The sequence below is a fragment of the Pyxidicoccus sp. M15 genome (assembly GCF_056858435.1).
This window is the reverse complement of sequence record NZ_CM166495.1, coordinates 2,683,746-2,698,317: the sequence shown is the minus strand read 5'-3', so window position 1 is coordinate 2,698,317 and position 14,572 is coordinate 2,683,746. Positions and strand designations below refer to the sequence as shown.

12 protein-coding genes and 1 pseudogene are annotated in these 14,572 nt (G+C 71.8%); 5 read left to right on the top strand and 8 right to left on the bottom strand.

Annotated features, from left to right (window positions below; all coding sequences use genetic code 11):
• Positions 1–63: 63 nt before the first annotated feature.
• From moaC to trxB, 3 genes and pseudogenes are all read right to left on the bottom strand, one after another.
• Positions 64–546: pseudogene (moaC, locus tag ACX9TP_RS10895) on the bottom strand (cyclic pyranopterin monophosphate synthase MoaC); the annotation flags it as partial.
• Entirely contained in the window at positions 543–1,727 is a 1,185-nt protein-coding gene (locus tag ACX9TP_RS10890; RefSeq protein WP_482979646.1) for a trans-sulfuration enzyme family protein, read from the bottom strand. The gene ACX9TP_RS10890 and the pseudogene moaC, both read right to left, overlap by 4 nt.
• A 97-nt stretch (positions 1,728–1,824) precedes the next feature.
• Positions 1,825–2,787 (bottom strand): thioredoxin-disulfide reductase, encoded by a 963-nt coding sequence (trxB, locus tag ACX9TP_RS10885; protein ID WP_482979645.1) that lies wholly within the window; start codon positions 2,785–2,787, stop codon positions 1,825–1,827.
• 72 nt (positions 2,788–2,859) lie between these two features.
• On the opposite strand from trxB, the gene ACX9TP_RS10880 reads away from it, so the two are divergent.
• From ACX9TP_RS10880 to ACX9TP_RS10865, 4 genes are all read left to right on the top strand, one after another.
• Positions 2,860–3,318: a Crp/Fnr family transcriptional regulator gene (locus ACX9TP_RS10880; protein WP_163995823.1), complete on the top strand. Its 459-nt coding sequence runs from the start codon at positions 2,860–2,862 to the stop codon at positions 3,316–3,318.
• A 150-nt stretch (positions 3,319–3,468) separates the two neighbouring features.
• Entirely contained in the window at positions 3,469–4,251 is a 783-nt protein-coding gene (gene radC, locus ACX9TP_RS10875; protein ID WP_482979644.1) for a RadC family protein, read from the top strand.
• Complete coding sequence (locus ACX9TP_RS10870; protein ID WP_482982148.1) at positions 4,251–4,502, top strand: DUF3006 domain-containing protein; 252 nt, start codon at positions 4,251–4,253, stop codon at positions 4,500–4,502. The genes radC and ACX9TP_RS10870 overlap by 1 nt, the downstream gene beginning before the upstream one ends.
• A gap of 46 nt (positions 4,503–4,548) precedes the next feature.
• Positions 4,549–6,627, top strand: a complete 2,079-nt coding sequence (locus tag ACX9TP_RS10865) for a RecQ family ATP-dependent DNA helicase (protein WP_482979643.1) — start codon at positions 4,549–4,551, stop codon at positions 6,625–6,627.
• Between the two features lie 12 nt (positions 6,628–6,639).
• Here the strand turns inward: ACX9TP_RS10865 and ACX9TP_RS10860 are convergent, their stop codons facing one another.
• Positions 6,640–6,972 carry a hypothetical protein gene (locus ACX9TP_RS10860; protein ID WP_267863400.1) on the bottom strand — a complete coding sequence of 111 codons (333 nt, stop codon included), beginning with the start codon at positions 6,970–6,972 and terminating at the stop codon, positions 6,640–6,642.
• 49 nt (positions 6,973–7,021) lie between these two features.
• Positions 7,022–10,756 carry a tetratricopeptide repeat protein gene (locus ACX9TP_RS10855; RefSeq protein WP_482979642.1) on the bottom strand — a complete coding sequence of 1,245 codons (3,735 nt, stop codon included), beginning with the start codon at positions 10,754–10,756 and terminating at the stop codon, positions 7,022–7,024.
• 92 nt (positions 10,757–10,848) lie between these two features.
• Between ACX9TP_RS10855 and ACX9TP_RS10850 the strand changes: the two genes are divergently transcribed.
• Positions 10,849–11,265: a hypothetical protein gene (locus ACX9TP_RS10850; protein ID WP_482979641.1), complete on the top strand. Its 417-nt coding sequence runs from the start codon at positions 10,849–10,851 to the stop codon at positions 11,263–11,265.
• A gap of 477 nt (positions 11,266–11,742) precedes the next feature.
• On the opposite strand, the gene ACX9TP_RS10845 is transcribed toward ACX9TP_RS10850, so the two are convergent.
• From ACX9TP_RS10845 to ACX9TP_RS10835, 3 genes are all read right to left on the bottom strand, one after another.
• Complete coding sequence (locus ACX9TP_RS10845) at positions 11,743–12,690, bottom strand: SDR family oxidoreductase (protein WP_482979640.1); 948 nt, start codon at positions 12,688–12,690, stop codon at positions 11,743–11,745.
• Complete coding sequence (locus ACX9TP_RS10840) at positions 12,687–13,541, bottom strand: lysophospholipid acyltransferase family protein (RefSeq protein WP_482979639.1); 855 nt, start codon at positions 13,539–13,541, stop codon at positions 12,687–12,689. Before ACX9TP_RS10840 ends, ACX9TP_RS10845 begins: the two co-directional genes overlap by 4 nt.
• Positions 13,542–13,631: 90 nt before the next feature.
• Entirely contained in the window at positions 13,632–14,570 is a 939-nt protein-coding gene (locus tag ACX9TP_RS10835; protein WP_482979638.1) for a polysaccharide deacetylase family protein, read from the bottom strand.
• Positions 14,571–14,572 lie beyond the last annotated feature (2 nt).

Here is a 14,572-nt window from a genome sequence, read left to right as displayed (position 1 = left end):
GAGACCTTCCGCCTCGCCGCCGCGCTTCTTCGCTGCCGGACTCGCGCCGGGCGCGCCACCCTTGCGCTTGCCGCCGCGCGCTCGCGGCGCCGGCGTTTCCACCGGGCCTTCCGCCTCGCGCTGCCACGTGCCGGAGCGGCCTCCGGCCTTGTGCTCGAGCTGCACGGCCTCCAGCACCATGCCCCGGTCCACGCTCTTGCACATGTCATAGACGGTGAGCGCCGCCGCGCACGCCGCGGTGAGGGCCTCCATCTCCACGCCGGTGCGGTCCACCGTCTTCACCTGCACGCGGACGGACAACCCCGCCTCCTCCGGCGTGAGCGTCACCTCCACGCCCGCGAGCGCAATCGGGTGGCAGAGCGGCACGAAGTCCGGGGTGCGCTTGGCGGCCATGATGCCGGCGAGCCGGGCCGCGGCGAGCACGTCCCCCTTCTCCACCTTCCCCGCGAGGATGCGCTCGCGGGTGGCGGGGAGCATGCGCAGCCGCGCGGTGGCCACCGCCACGCGCTCCGTCCTGGGCTTGTCGCCCACGTCCACCATCTTCACCGGCGCACCACCTGCGCCACCGCGCCGAGCAGGTCCTCCACGATGTCGTCCGGGTCCTCCAGCCCCACGGACACGCGGATGAGGTTCTCCTGGATGCCCGCCGTGGCGCGCTCCTCCGGCGTCATGCGGCGCGCGCTCGCGCTGGCCGCGTGCATCACCAGCGTGCACACGTCCCCGAGCGACGGGCCCGGCCGGCCGACCTTCAGCCCCTCCAGGAAGCGCATCCCCTCCGGACGGCCGATGCCCTTGATTTCGAAGGCCACCATGGGGCCGCCGCCGTTGAGCACCTCCTTCGCCACCGCGTGGTCCGGATGCGAGGGCAGGCCCGGGTAGATGACGCGCTCGAGCAGCGGCGAGTCCGACAGCCGCTTCGCCACGTGCGCCGCGTGCTCGGCGTGGGCCTTCATGCGCACCGGCAGCGTGCGCAGGCCGCGCAGCGTGAGCCACGCCTCGAAGGGGCCCAGCACGTCCCCCGCGAGGATGCGCGCCGAGCGCAGCGGGGCGATGCGCGCATGGGAGCCGCTCACCGTGCCGCCCAGCGCGTCGCTGTGGCCGTTGAGCCACTTGCTGGTGGACTGCACCGCGTAGTCCGCGCCCAGCTCCAATGAGCGCTGCCCCGCGGGCGAGGGGAAGGTGCCGTCCACCACGAACGTGGCGCCCACGTCGTGGCTCGCCTTCGCCAGGGCGCGCAAATCTGGCACGCGCAGCAGCGGGTTGGAGATGCTCTCCGCCAGCACCATGCGCGGGCGCAACTCGCGGATGCGCTCGGGCGTGCGGGCGTCCGTCATCGGCAGCGCGTGCAGTTCCACGCCCAGCGTGGCGCACAGGTTCTTGTAGAGCAGCCGCGTGACGCCGTAGCCGTCCGCCGGCATCACCAGCCTGTCACCCGGCTTGAAGCCCTGCGACTCGAAGACGGAGCGGAGCGCCGCCATGCCGCTGGCGTACGCGACGCACGCGTCGGCACCCTCCAGCGCGGCCACCGCCTCCTCCAGCAGCGTGGTGTTGGGGGCGCTGATGCGGGCGTAGGCGTAGTCCTTCCCGTCCAGCGCGCCGTCCAGGTCGTCACTGCTGTCGAACCAGTTCACCGCCGAGGGGTAGATGGCCGGAGAGACGGGCACCGCCTTGCTCCCCGTCAACCGGCTGCCGGCGTGCACCGCCACCGTCTTCTGCTTCGTGCTCATGGTCGGATTGGAGTCCTTGCTTCGAATGGCAAGGCCGGCCCGAAGGATGCGGGCCGGCCTCTTGAAGTGCTCGCCGGTGTCGCGCGACGGTTTGGGGCTACTCGCCGTGCTCGATGAGCCAGCGCTCCGCGTCGATGGCCGCCATGCAGCCGGTGCCGGCGGCGGTGATGGCCTGGCGGTAGTAGCTGTCCTGCACGTCGCCGCAGGCGAACACGCCCTCGATGTTGGTGCGGGTGCTGCCCGGCACCGTCTTGAGGTAGCCGCCCTGGTGCGTCTCCAGGATGCCCTGGAACAGCTCCGTGTTCGGCGTGTGGCCGATGGCGACGAAGAGGCCGGTGACGTTGAGCAGCTGGCTGTCACCCGTCTTCAGGTTGCGCACCACCGCGCCCGTCATGCCCTTGGGGCCGCCGACGACTTCCTCCACCGCGGAGTTCCACAGGAAGGAAATCTTGGGGTTCTGCAGCGCGCGCTCCTGCATCACCTTGGAGGCGCGCAGCGTGTCGCGGCGGTGCACGACGGTGACGTGCTTGACGATTTTCGCCAGGTACGTGGCCTCTTCCATGGCCGTGTCGCCGCCACCCACCACGATGACGTCCTGGTTCTTGAAGAAGGCGCCGTCACACGTGGCGCACGCGGACACGCCCCGGTTCTTGTAGGCGTCCTCGCCCTTCACGTCCAACCACTTGGCCGTGGCCCCGGTGGAGATGATGACCGTCTCCGAGAGGTAGCTCACGCTCTCCCCCTCGATGCGGAAGGGGCGCTTGGAGAAGTCGACCTTCACGACGTTCTCCATATGGATGACGGTGCCGAAGCGCTCGGCCTGCTTCTGGAACCGGTCCATCAGCTCCGGGCCGGTGATGGCCTCCGGGAAGCCGGGGTAGTTCTCGACATCCGTCGTCACCATGAGCTGGCCGCCGGGGACGCGCTGGGGGTGGTCCAGCGTGGGGCCTCCGGCGAACACCACGGGTTGCAGGTTGGCACGCGCGGCGTAGATGGCCGCAGTGTAGCCCGCCGGCCCCGAGCCGATGATGGTCACCTTGTTGATCTTCTCCTCCGCCACCTGGTCCTCCCTGTCCTGTTGGAGCCCCGAAGGTACCAGAGGCCCTCGGGCACGTGATACGAAGCTGGCCTCATGGATGCCGCGGTCCTCAAGAAGGTTGCGCTGTTCGAGGGTTTGACCCAGGGCCAGCTCGCCAAGGTGGCACAAATCGGCCACTCCCGGGACTACCCGGCGGGCGCCTTCCTCTTCCGCGAGGGAGAGGCCGGCCAGGAGATGTTCGTAATCGAGAAGGGCAAGGTCCGCATCTCCAAGACGGTGCCCGGCATCGGCGAGGAGGCGCTCGCCATCCTGGAGTCCGGGCAGTATTTCGGAGAGATGGCGGTAATCGAGGACTCCCCCCGCTCGGCGGACGCCATCGCCCACGTGAGCTGCACGGTGTGGGTCATCGAGCGCGCGAAGCTGGACCAGCTCATGTTCACCGACAAGGACCTGGCGTACGTGCTGCTCTGGACCTTCGTCCGCACGCTGAGTGAGCGGCTGCGCGAGACGAACGACAAGATAAAGGCCTTCTTCGCCATCTCCCGCTTCTAGTCTCACGCCCCGAGAGGTGGGGTGGTGCGTGCGTGTCCGTCCGGAAGACGGGCTGCTTCGCGCGAGTCGGGACGGGTGGGAGGAGGACTCCCCAGGTAGAGCAGGCAGGCACGCGCGTTGCTTTGTCCCCCGTCCGTGGAGGTGGGCGGGATGGAGCAGGCGGCGGGAGCGGCGTGGGCGGGCGGAGAATCCGCGGGCGGCGGGACGGGGCGGGCGCGTGGGGCCGGGGGCGTGGAGGAGTCGCGCGAGCGCCTCTTCCGGTTGGGGGCGGAGGCCCTCACGGACCCGGAGCTGCTGTGCATGGTGTGGGGCCCGGGGCCGCGCTCGCCCGGGCCCCTGCACCTGGCGGGCACCCTGCTGTCACGGGACGGCGGCCTCAAGGCCCTGGTGCAGGAGGAGCCGCTGGCGTTGAGCCTGCTCCCCGGCATGGGGCCGGTGCGCGCAGCGCAGGTGCTGGCGGCGCTGGAACTGGGCCGCCGCGCACAGCGCACGGTGGAGAAGCGGCCCAAGCTGCGCACGCCGCAGGAGATTCACGCGTACCTGGGCCCCAAGCTGGGCGCGCTGCGGCGCGAGGTGTTCCACGTGCTGTGCTTCAACGCGCGCAACGTGCTGGTGCATGACGCGCGCGTGGCGGAGGGCACCATGAATGCGTGCCCGGTGGACCCGCGCGAGGTGTTCGCCGCGGCGCTCACCGCGCGCGCCACCGCCATCGTCCTGGCGCACAACCATCCGTCCGGAGACCCGGAGCCCAGCATCCAGGACGTGGGGCTGACGCGGCACCTCATCTCCGCGGCGCAACTGCTCAACATCAAGGTGCTGGACCACGTGGTGGTGGGGGACGGCGCCTACGTGTCGATGATGGAGCGGGGACTGTTCCCGGACACGGAGTGGGAGACGAAGCGCGGCTGGAGCGCGAATGGAGGCGGCGGATGATGGTGGGTGCGGTGGGGGTGTGGAGCGCGGTGCAGGTGGAGCTCCTGGAGGACACGCGGGCGCAGGTGGTGCGGCTGGATACCGGGCAGGCATGCACGGTGGAGACAGCGTCGCTGCCGGCGGGAGTGCGCGAGGGGGACGTGGTGGTTGACGGCCGGCTGGAGCCGGAGCGGACGGCGCAGCGGGTACGGGAGGTGGCGCGAAAGCGGGCGCTGCTGGGTGTTCCCGTCCCACCGGGGCTCGACCTGTGAGGTGGGGTGGCACGCCGGCGACGTTTCCGTTGACGGCTGGACCAGGATGGTGAACATGCGCGCGATGCCGGTGGCCCTGCCCTACTTCGAGGAAGCCCAGCAGGGACTGGTTCGCCACTTCGGCCTGTCGGAGTTCCGGCCCGGGCAGGCCGCGGTCATCTCCTCGGTGATGAGCGGGCGCAACACGGTGGTGGTGATGCCCACCGGCGCGGGCAAGAGCCTGTGCTACCAGCTGCCCGCCACGCTGCTGCCGGGGCTGACGCTGGTGGTGTCGCCGCTGATTGCGCTGATGAAGGACCAGGTGGAGGCGCTCACCGCGCGCGGCATTCCGGCCACCTTCATCAACTCGTCGCTGTCGGACCTGGAGCGCGCGGAGCGGATGCGCCGGCTGCGCGCGCGCGAGTACAAGCTGCTGTACGTGGCGCCCGAGCGCTTCCGGAGCCAGAGCTTCCTGGAGACGGTGTCCGAGCTGGGCGTGGACCTGCTCGCCGTGGACGAGGCGCACTGCATCTCCCAGTGGGGCCACGACTTCCGGCCGGACTACGCGCTGCTGGGCCAGGTGCGCAAGCGCCTGCGCCCGCCGCGCACGGTGGCGCTGACGGCCACGGCCACGCCCGAGGTGCGCGCGGACATCGTCCGCGTGCTGCTGATGAAGGACCCGCGCGAGTTCATGGAGGGGTTCGACAGGCCCAACCTCTTCTTGGGCAAGCAGGAGGTGGGCGGGGACTCGGACAGGTACGAGGCCTGCGGGCGGCTGGCGGCGCTGGGGGGCAGCGGCATCATCTACTGCTCCACGCGGCGGGCGGCGGAGGGCATCTTCTCCGAGCTGCACGGCAAGGGCCTGAAGGCGGTGCTGTACCACGCGGGCATGGAGGACGACGCGCGCCGCAAGGCCCAGGACACGTTCATGTCCACGAAGGACGCGGTGGCGGTGGCCACCAACGCGTTCGGTATGGGCATCGACAAGTCGGACATCCGCTTCGTGGCCCACGCCAACATCCCCCGCGCGGTGGAGGCGTACTACCAGGAGATTGGCCGCGCGGGCCGCGACGGCGGCGACGCGCGGGCGGTGCTGCTCTTCAACCACGCGGACGTGTACACGCAGGAGCGGCTCATCCAGAGCAGCCACCCCTCGGAGGCGGTGTTCGGGGACGTGTGGGGCGTGCTCCAGTCGGTGGAGGAGTTCGAGCGTGGCGTGTACGCGCTCGCGGGCACGGTGAATGCCAGCGAGTTCGAGGTCTCCGCGGCGCTGCGGATTCTGGAGCGCGAGGGGAAAATCGAGCGCGGCGGGCGGGGCGAGGGCGAGCACGGAATCACGCTGACGGAGAAGGCGCTGGCCGCGCACCCGCACGCGGCGGACGCGCAGCGGCTGCTCAAGTCGCTCCTGGAGACCTTTCCCGTGGGGCGGCAGGCCACCACGGAGCTGCCGATTCTCGCCCGGCGCACGGGGCTGTCGGTGGACGAGGTGCGGCACGCGCTGGGGCTCCTGGAGAAGTCCGGCGCGGCGCGGGTGCGGCGGCCGTTCGCCGGGCGCTCCATCCGCGCGCTGGAGCGGGTGCCCTTCCGGGAGCTGGGGCTCGACTTGAGCCGCGTGCGCGAGCAGGAGCGGCAGAACCTGGCGCTCCTGCGGCGGATGACGGAGTACGCGTACACGGACCGGGACAAGAAGTGCCGGCGCTCGGCGATTCTGCGTTACTTCGGCCAGCAGGACGCGGGGGCCTCGTGCGGCAACTGCGACGTGTGCGCGCCCCAGAAGATGCCGCCGCTGCTCGCCTCGGGCCCCGCGGCGTCCCGGCCGCGGGCCGCGTCCTTCGCGTCCACGCCGGTGACGAGCTACAGCGAGCTGGCCTCCACGGAGCTGCGCCGCTGGCGCAGGGAGCTGGCGAAGGACCTGGGGGTGGCGCCCTTCATCATCTTCAACGACGCCACGCTCCTGGGGCTGTCCTCGGCGCTGCCCATCGACAGGGACGCCTTCCTCTCGGTGAAGGGCACCGGGGAGAGCCGCTGGGAGCGCTTCGGCCCCAAGGTGGTGGAAATCTGCCTCATGGCCCGCGCGGCGGGACACGAGCCGCAGGCGGTGCCGGCGACTCCGCCCCGGGTGCGCAAGTCCCGGCGCCTGGCCTGAGCGGGAGCTTCGCTAGCGCCCGCCCGCGCGGCGCCACGCCCGGCGCGCCACGAAGAAGCGCAGCCCTCCCATGATGGAGCCCACCACCAGCGCGAGCAGGAAGATGACGAGCACGGTGGTGACGCCGAAGACGACGCGCACACCGAACTCGGAGATGCGGCCGCTGAAGTAGGCCTCACGCAGCGGCTCCAGGGCCCCCGTCAGCTCCAGCGCGCGGGCCGGGAGCGAGTCCAGCGACAGCGACAGCCGCTGGAGGAAGCGCGTGGGGTACAGCCGCAGTGCCAGCTCCACGCCGACGCCCAGCACCAGGTAGAGCAGCGAGAGCAGGAAGGCATTGCCCCACATGATGCGCAGCAGCGGGGCCGCCTCGGGGCGGGAGGGATGGGTGCTCACTCTATCTGGCCGCCTTCTTCTTGAGGGCGGGCAGCGCCTTCTTCACCCGCGCCGCCTCCGGAGAGCCTCCCGCCAGCCGCAGGAAGGCCTCGTAGGACTCCAGCGCGCGGGGCAGCTCCGCCGACTCCCGCACCAGCACGTCCGCCAGCGCCAGGTGGGCCAGCCCGTCCGTGGGCTCCAGCTCCACGGCCTTCGCCAGCGCCGTCTTCGCCGCCGCCTCCTGCCGCTGCTTGAGGGCCACCAGCCCCAGCGCCAGGTGCGAGCGGCCTTCATACGGCGCCAGCCGCACCGCCTCGTCCGCGGCGGTGCGGGCGTCCTTCAGCGCCCCGGCGCCAAGCAGCACCCGCGCCATGGTGGCCTGCGCGAAGGCCTTGTCCCAGACGGTGGGCGCGCGGGCGGCCAAATCCTCCAGCGTCCGCGCCGCGGGGCGCCCGCCCGAGGGCAGCTGCGCGTAGAGCTCGCCCACCCGGCCGCAGGTGGCGTCGGGCCCCTCGCGCCGGGCGGCGGCGAAGGCCGCGTCCGCGTTGTCCACGTTGCCCTGGCGCAGGAAGGCGTGGGCAATCTCGCAGAAGGTGTCCGGGTCCTTCGGGTCCAGCTTGTTGGCGCGCTCGAGCGCGGAGAAGCCGCCCCGCCCGTCCCCGGCGGCGAAGAGGATGGCGGCGCGCAGCCGGTGCGCCTCCGCGTCGTCCGGCGCCAGCTTCGCGGCGCGGCCCGCCGCCCCTTCCGCCTCCTTGCGGCGGCCGGCGTGGTACAGCGCGAGCGCGAAGCCCTTGTGAGCCCCCGCGCTGCCGGGGTTCTCCAGCTGCCAGGCCTCGAACTGCTTGAGGGCCTCGGGCGTGCGCCCCAGGGCCAGCAGCGTGCGGCCCAGCGCGTCGCGGGACTCGCCGTGCGCGCCGTTGCGCTCCACCGCCTGCGTCAGCGGCTTGAGGGCCATGTCCGGCAGCCCGCGCGCCAGCAGCAGCCGCCCCAGCGAGCAGGACGCCTCGTAGTCGCGCGGGTCCTTCTGCGCCTCCTCGAACTGGGCCTGCGCCTTGTCGAAGGCGCGCTCGCGCCAGTACACCTGCCCCAGCGCCAGCCGCATGTCGTTGCGCGGGTGCTTGGAGGCAGCCAGCGCCTTCTCCAGCAGCTCGCGCGCCTGGGACGCGTTGCCCTCCGCGGCGTCGGCCAGGGCCAGCCAGGACACGGCCTCCGGCGGGTAGCGGTCATTCACGCGCGTACGCGCCAGCTCCGTGCGCGCCCGCTTCCAGTCACCCAGGCGCGCATAGGCGGCGCCGCGCACCATGGCCACCTTGCGGCCCCCGTCCGCCTCCAGGCGCGTCAGCACCTCGCGCTCGCGGTCCCTGTCCAGCAGGGCGCGGCCCAGGCCCTCGCGGGCCTCGTCACTCTTGGGCTGCAGCTTGAGGGCGGCCTCGTAGGCGGCCTGCGCCGCGTCCAGCTTCCCCGCGGCGCGGCTGGCGGCACCGAGCGCGAGCTGGAAGTCGAAGGCCATGGGCCCCTGCGCGCCCTTGCCCAGCAGGGCGCGGGCCTCGTCGTGCTTGCCCCTGGCGGAGAGCAGCTCGCCGTGGACCAGCTGCTGGCGCCCCTTCAGCGCGGCCGGCAGCTTCGCGTCCTCGGCGAGCGGCGCCACGTCCGCGAGCGCCGCGTCCAGGTCCTGGTTCAGCGCGAGCCGCGCCTCGGCGAGGCCGATGCGGGCCGCGGGGTGCTCGGGCGACTTCCTGCGGGCGCGCTCGAACATCTCGACGGCCTGCGCGAAGTCCTCGGAGGTGAGGTAGTAGTTGCCCAGCGCCACCAGCGCACGCACGTTGGCGGGCTGTGCCCGGAGCGCGCGGTCGAAGCGCTCCAGCGCCTTCTTCTCGTCCTTCGCCGCGAGCAGGAGGCTGGCGGCGAGCGCGTGGACCTCGGTGCCGTCCTCGGTGGAGGAGAGCAGCGCGCGGCGGGCGGGCTCGCGCCCCCGGTCATCCGCCACCAGCACGTTGGTGGCGAGCACCAGGCCGGGCGAGCCTTCCTTCACGCCCGGCTTCTCCAGCGCCTCCAGCGCCTGGCGCCGGTCGTCCGGGGACAGGCCGTGGTCCGCGAAGAGCAGCGCGTGCGTCCAGGCGGTGAGCGCCCAGCCGCGGCTGCTGCTCTCGTCCATCTCCCGCGCGAGCTGGAGCTGCGCGAGCGCCGCGTCCAGCGAGCTCCGCGTGTCCTGGACGGTGAGGTCCTCGGCCCGGGCCAGCGCCTCGTTGAGCGTCTGTCCGCCGTGGTCCGAGCTGATCTTGATGAAGCCGACGATGGCGATGCCGAGCACCAGCACCGCCACCACGGCGCCGGCAATCTTCACGCCGTGCCGGGCGATGAACGACGTCTTGGCGGCCTCGCGCTTCAGCTTCTCGCGGAGCTCCTGCTCGTAGGCGGCGGTGAGCGCCTCCGTGTCCGGCGCGGGAGCCTTCGCCTTCGCGGCGACGGTGGGGTTGGCGGTGGCCGTCGCATCCGGGATGTCGTCGAGCAGCGAGCGCTTGCCGCCCGACGGGCGCACCGCCGCGGGCGCGCGCGCGGCGACGGGCGTGCGCGCGGTGGGCTCGGGAGGAGGCAAATCCCCCAGCAGCCCGCCCCCCGCGGCGGGAATCGTGGGCTTCGCCGTGGTGAACTCGCCGGAGAGCAGCAGCGGCAGCTCGCTGGTGCCCTCGGGCGGAGCGGCCTGGAGCGGGTCCGGGCTCCCGGCTTCCGCTGAGGCGCCATCATCATTGTCGGCCGCGGCGTCCGACGTTTCCGTCGAGGACGCGGCGGGCTCGCCAGGGGCGCCGTCCCCGGAGGCACCGGACACTTCGGGGGAGCCCGGAGCGCCGTCTCCCTTCGCGGGGGCCTCGTCGTCGAGCGAGAGGTCCAGGCCCGGCAGCTCCGTGCCGCCTACCGGCCGCAGCACGGGGACCTGACGGTTCATCAGCCCGAGCGAGGACGCCACATCACCCGGGGCGCCCTCCGCCCCGGCGCGGGGCTGCTCGCCCGTGGCCGTGCGGCCGGCCTTCGCGGACGCGCCCGCCTGTCCCAGGCCCTCCGCCCCGGCGCGGGGCTGCTCGCCCGTGCTCGTGCGGCCAGTCTTCGCGGACACCCCCGCCTGTCCCGAGCCCTCCGTGTCGGCCGCGCCATTCGCCTTGCCAGCCCCCTCCGCCTCACGCCCTCCCGCCGGCTTCGCCTTCGCGGCGTCACCGAGCGCGGCGGCGCGCAACCTCGCGGCCGCCATGGGCGCCGCCGAGGCCGCCTCCTCGTCAGAGTCCGGGGACTCGCCCTCCTGCGCCGTCTTGGACTTCTCCAGCCCCATCAGGTCCGCGAAGACGGGAGCGGGGCCGCCGGCCAGGGCCTGCTGGGCCTGCTCCAGCCACAGCTTCACGCGCCCGTCATTGGGCTGCAGCGCCACGGCCTTGCGCAGAATCGGCAGCGCGGAGCGGTACAGCCCGCGCTGCAGCAGCACCTCGCCGATGAGGTTGTACGCGTAGGGGTTGTCCTTCTCGATGCCGATGGCCTGGTCGAACTGCTCCATCGCCTCCGCGGGACGCCCCAGCTGGATGAGCGCCTTGCCCCACAGCACCCGCCCCACGGTGGACGTGGGGTGGTGGGAGATGCCCTGCCCGCAGACCTCGATGGCACGCGCCGCGTCCCCCTTTTCCAGCAGGGCCTTGGCCAGCTCGACGAAGACGGAAGAAGTAGGGTCCTGCCGGAGGAGCTGCTCGTATCGCTCCACCATCGACTTGGCCATGTGCGCTCACGACTCCGGTACTCGGGAGGGGGAGCCGGACCATACCACCCCGCCCTCGTCCGGCGAGGCTCGCGGGTGCTACCGTCCCCGGCGTGAATCGCCTGTCTGCCCTCTTCCTCGTGCTCGTCCTCGGGGCGTGCGCAACCACGTCCAAGAAATCCAGCCTGGAGGCACTCAAGACGACGGTGGAGAGCTTCCACCAGGTCATCCGCTGGAGGGACTACCGCTCGGCCGCCCGCTTCATCGTCCCGGAGCGGCGCGAGGACTTCCAGCGCGCGCGAATCCAGCAGAACGACGAGCAGGACCTCACCATCACCGACTACGAAATCGAGGACGTGAAGCTGTCCGAGGACGGGCAGCGCGCCACGGTGCAGAGCCGCATCCAGTGGATGCGCCTGCCCTCCGCCTCCGCGCGCACCGCCCTCGTCACGTCGGAGTTCGTCCAGCGCAACGGGGCGTGGCTGCTGGAGCGGCAGCTCGAAGGGCCCTTCGCGGGCGAGCTGCCGTAGAAAAGAAACCGCCCACCGTCTCGGGGCCGGCCGAGGCGGTGGGCGTCGGGTGCCCCCCAATGGGGCGCCCTACAAGAATCCGCCTACCGCCTCGGGGCCGGCCGAGGCGGTGGGCGTCGGGTGCTCCCCAATGGAGCGCCCTACAAGAATCCGCCTACCGCCTCGGGGCCGGCCGAGACGGTAGACGTCGGGTGCCCCCCAATGGGGCGCCCTGACAGGTGGGCGGAAGGCGACGCTGTGTTCAGGCCCGCGTCGCCGCGCCGTTTCGTGGCTTCCCTAGAGCAATGCGAGTGCCAGCCTCCATGCGAGTCATTGGAGGGAGTCCGCCCGCTGGAGATTCAAGGGTTTGCAATCCCAGACGCCCGGCCGCACGCCTGCCCTCCCGCCCGGGTCCTGACATCGCTGTCAGTGCCCCGTGCACCAGGCGTCACGCCAGGCGTGACACCGGTGTCAGGGAGGTCTCGGACTTTCCCGTCGCTACTCGCCGAGGACGGAGCGGATGGTGTCCCGCATGGAGTTGCGGGGCTTCCAGCTCACGTCCTTCACCCAACGGCTGCCATCCACGGCGCACAGGAACTGGATGTGGTCCAGCTCCGGGGGCGGGAAGTTGGCGAGCCGGTATTTGAACAGCGTGCGCAATAGCGGCCGGGCAATGGGGTGCGGCACGGGGATGGGGGTGTTGCCCAACTCGCGCATCACCGAGGACAGCGGCACCTCGCCGGGGCCCACCACGTTGTAGACGCCCTTGGGCTCGGGGCGCAGGGCCTCCACCATGGCGCGCGCCACGTCCTCCACGTGGATGAGCTGCACCATGGGGTCGAAGCCGGCCATCACCCACGGCCGGCGCAGGCGCAGGTAGTTGGAGGGCGCGTTCTTGATGGTGGGCCCGACGATGTGGACGGGACGGAGGATGACTGTCTCGATGTTGGGGTGCTTCCAGAAGAAGCTGTGCGCCAGCATGTCCACTTCGATGAGGTCTCTCACCCCGGAGAAGCGGCTGGCCGCCATCAGCGGCGCGTCCTCGGTGAGGAAGTTGGAGTTGTCCGGGCTGGGGCCGTAGACGTTGGCCGAGGAGAGGACGACCACCTTCTTCACGCCGTACTTCGCGCAGTACTCCAGCAGGCGCGTGGTGCCCACGACGTTGAAGGAGTGGTGCTCCTCCTCGCTCATCCGCGGGTCATGCATGATGCCCATGTGGATGACGGCCTTGACTTCGTTCTTGCGGAAGACGTCCTCGGCCTTCTTCTTGCGCAGGTCGAGCTCGTACATCTCCACGTCTTTCGGCCGGCCCACGAAGGGGCGCCGGTCGATGCCGATGATGCGCTCGTGCTTGTGGAGCAGCTTGGCGAGCGTGCGGCCGAGGTTGCCGCTGATGCCGGTGACGACGACGGCCGGCCGAGAGGCACTGCTGGACGTGGCGCTCACCAGAACACCCCCCGACGCTCCTTGAGCCCCTGGTGCAGCATGGATTGAATCGCGGCCTTCACGGTGCGGACCTTCTTGTCCAGCTCGCTGTCCTCGTCGTCCGGGCGGCCGGTGAAGCGCAGCGGGTCACCGAAGTAGATGCGGTACTTCGTCGGCAGGGGGATGGGCAGGCCCGTCGGCGTCACGGGGAAGGACGGGAAGCCGAGCAGCTTCGCCACCGGCTTCAGGTCCATCAGCGCCGGGGCCTGCTCCTCGGCGCCGACGACGGCGACGGGGATGATGGGCGTGCGCGTCTCCAGCGCCAGCCGCATGAAGCCCAGGCCGAACTCCTGGAGCTGGTAGCGCTGGGGCCACAGCTTGTTGATGCCGCGCAGTCCCTCCGGGAAGACGAGGATGGCCTCCTCCGCCTCGAGCAGCCGGCGGCAGTTTTCAGGCGTGCCGACAATCTGCCCCACGCGGGCCATGAAGGTGGACACGTAGGGCAGCGAGGGCACCCACTTCTCCACCATGCTGCGGATGGCGCGCGGCGGGCTGGCCTCCAGCATCATGGAGACGCCAATCATGGCCCCGTCCAGCGGCAGCTGGCCGGAGTGGTTGGACACCAGCAGCACCCGGCCGGCGGGCACCTTCTCGATGCCGAACGTCTCCACGCGGAAGTAGTTCCGGTAGAGCCACACGAAGGGCGCCAGGGCGGACAGGCTGTAGTCGAGGCTGAAGCCGAACGGGTCCACTCCGTATTCGTTCTCCGGGCGGGCGAGCGCCAGGAGCCGTTGCTTCTGCTCGTCATTGGCCAGCCGGTCCGTCCAGTCGCGCAGGCCCTTCTTCACTCTGTCGGTGAGGCGCTCCAGCATAGGAGAGGTTCTTTACACCACCGGCCCGGACTCCGGGAGTGAGGGAATGACGGAGTGCGCCAGCGGACATGCCCCGCCGGACGGCGGCCCTCACAGCGTGGGCGAGAGCCGCCCGGCCGCGTCGCGCAGCGTGACGACGTCACACTCCGCCTTCAGCCAGCCGAAGACTTCCCGCAGCCGCTCCAGCTTCCGGGCGGCGCTCACGCGCAAGTCCCGCTGCTGCCGCACCAGTTCGGGGGGAATCCCGTCGGTGGCGTCCAGCACGTCCACGCCGTGCAATTCGAAGTTGAAGAAGGCGTCCTTGCGGCACGCACGCCAGGCCGCGCGCAGGGCGGACAGCGGCAGCGTGGTGGCGAACGTGCCGATGAAGGGAAAGCGCACGCCCGGCGTCACCGCCATGGGCAGCTCCAGCACCGCGCCCGAGCCCCGCTGGTAGGGGCGTGACGGGTCCGGCCGGTAGGGCACGCGGGGCGCCAGCAGCACGCGCGGCGTGTCCAGCACGGAGCGCGAGGGCCGCCCCGCCAGCGCCAGCGCCCCCATCACCGCCGCCTTCGCCGCGTAGTACGGCGCGGCGGGGAACGCGGACGAGCCATAGCGGTAGCCCTGCTCCGCCGTGGCCGCGTACAGGTCCGCGTTCAGCGTGTAGCCCGGAGCGCGGAAGCCCTCGGGCCGCACGCCCGTGGCCGCGAGGATGGCGGCATCCGCGCGCGCCAGGTCCTCGCGGATGGCGGGCAGGCCCCGGCGCGTGAGCGCGTAGTCATGCGCGTGGCTGTGGCTGGCCACTTCGATGCCCGCTTCGTGGGCCGCGCGCATCGCCGCCGCGGCGCCCGGGTCCGACTCCAAGTCCTCGCCGATGGCGAAGAAGGTGCCGGGGATGCCGAGCCCCTCCAGCAGCTCGCGGAAGCGGGGCACCGCGACGGCGTGCACCAGCGTGCGGGCGCGCGCGTCGAGCAGCGACTCCGGCAGGCCGTGGATGCGGCAGTAGTGCGGCAGCGAGTCGAGGTCGACGGAGATGGACGCCAGCCGCATGG

Coding starts and splice junctions, on each gene's coding strand:
- ACX9TP_RS10890 (WP_482979646.1), bottom strand. CDS start 1,727: ATGAGCACGAAGCAGAAGACGGTGGCGGTGCACGCCGGCAGCCGGTTG.
- ACX9TP_RS10880 (WP_163995823.1), top strand. CDS start 2,860: ATGGATGCCGCGGTCCTCAAGAAGGTTGCGCTGTTCGAGGGTTTGACC.
- radC (WP_482979644.1), top strand. CDS start 3,469: ATGGAGCAGGCGGCGGGAGCGGCGTGGGCGGGCGGAGAATCCGCGGGC.
- ACX9TP_RS10870 (WP_482982148.1), top strand. CDS start 4,251: ATGGTGGGTGCGGTGGGGGTGTGGAGCGCGGTGCAGGTGGAGCTCCTG.
- ACX9TP_RS10865 (WP_482979643.1), top strand. CDS start 4,549: ATGGTGAACATGCGCGCGATGCCGGTGGCCCTGCCCTACTTCGAGGAA.
- ACX9TP_RS10860 (WP_267863400.1), bottom strand. CDS start 6,972: ATGTGGGGCAATGCCTTCCTGCTCTCGCTGCTCTACCTGGTGCTGGGC.
- ACX9TP_RS10855 (WP_482979642.1), bottom strand. CDS start 10,756: ATGGCCAAGTCGATGGTGGAGCGATACGAGCAGCTCCTCCGGCAGGAC.
- ACX9TP_RS10840 (WP_482979639.1), bottom strand. CDS start 13,541: ATGCTGGAGCGCCTCACCGACAGAGTGAAGAAGGGCCTGCGCGACTGG.
- ACX9TP_RS10835 (WP_482979638.1), bottom strand. CDS start 14,570: ATGCGGCTGGCGTCCATCTCCGTCGACCTCGACTCGCTGCCGCACTAC.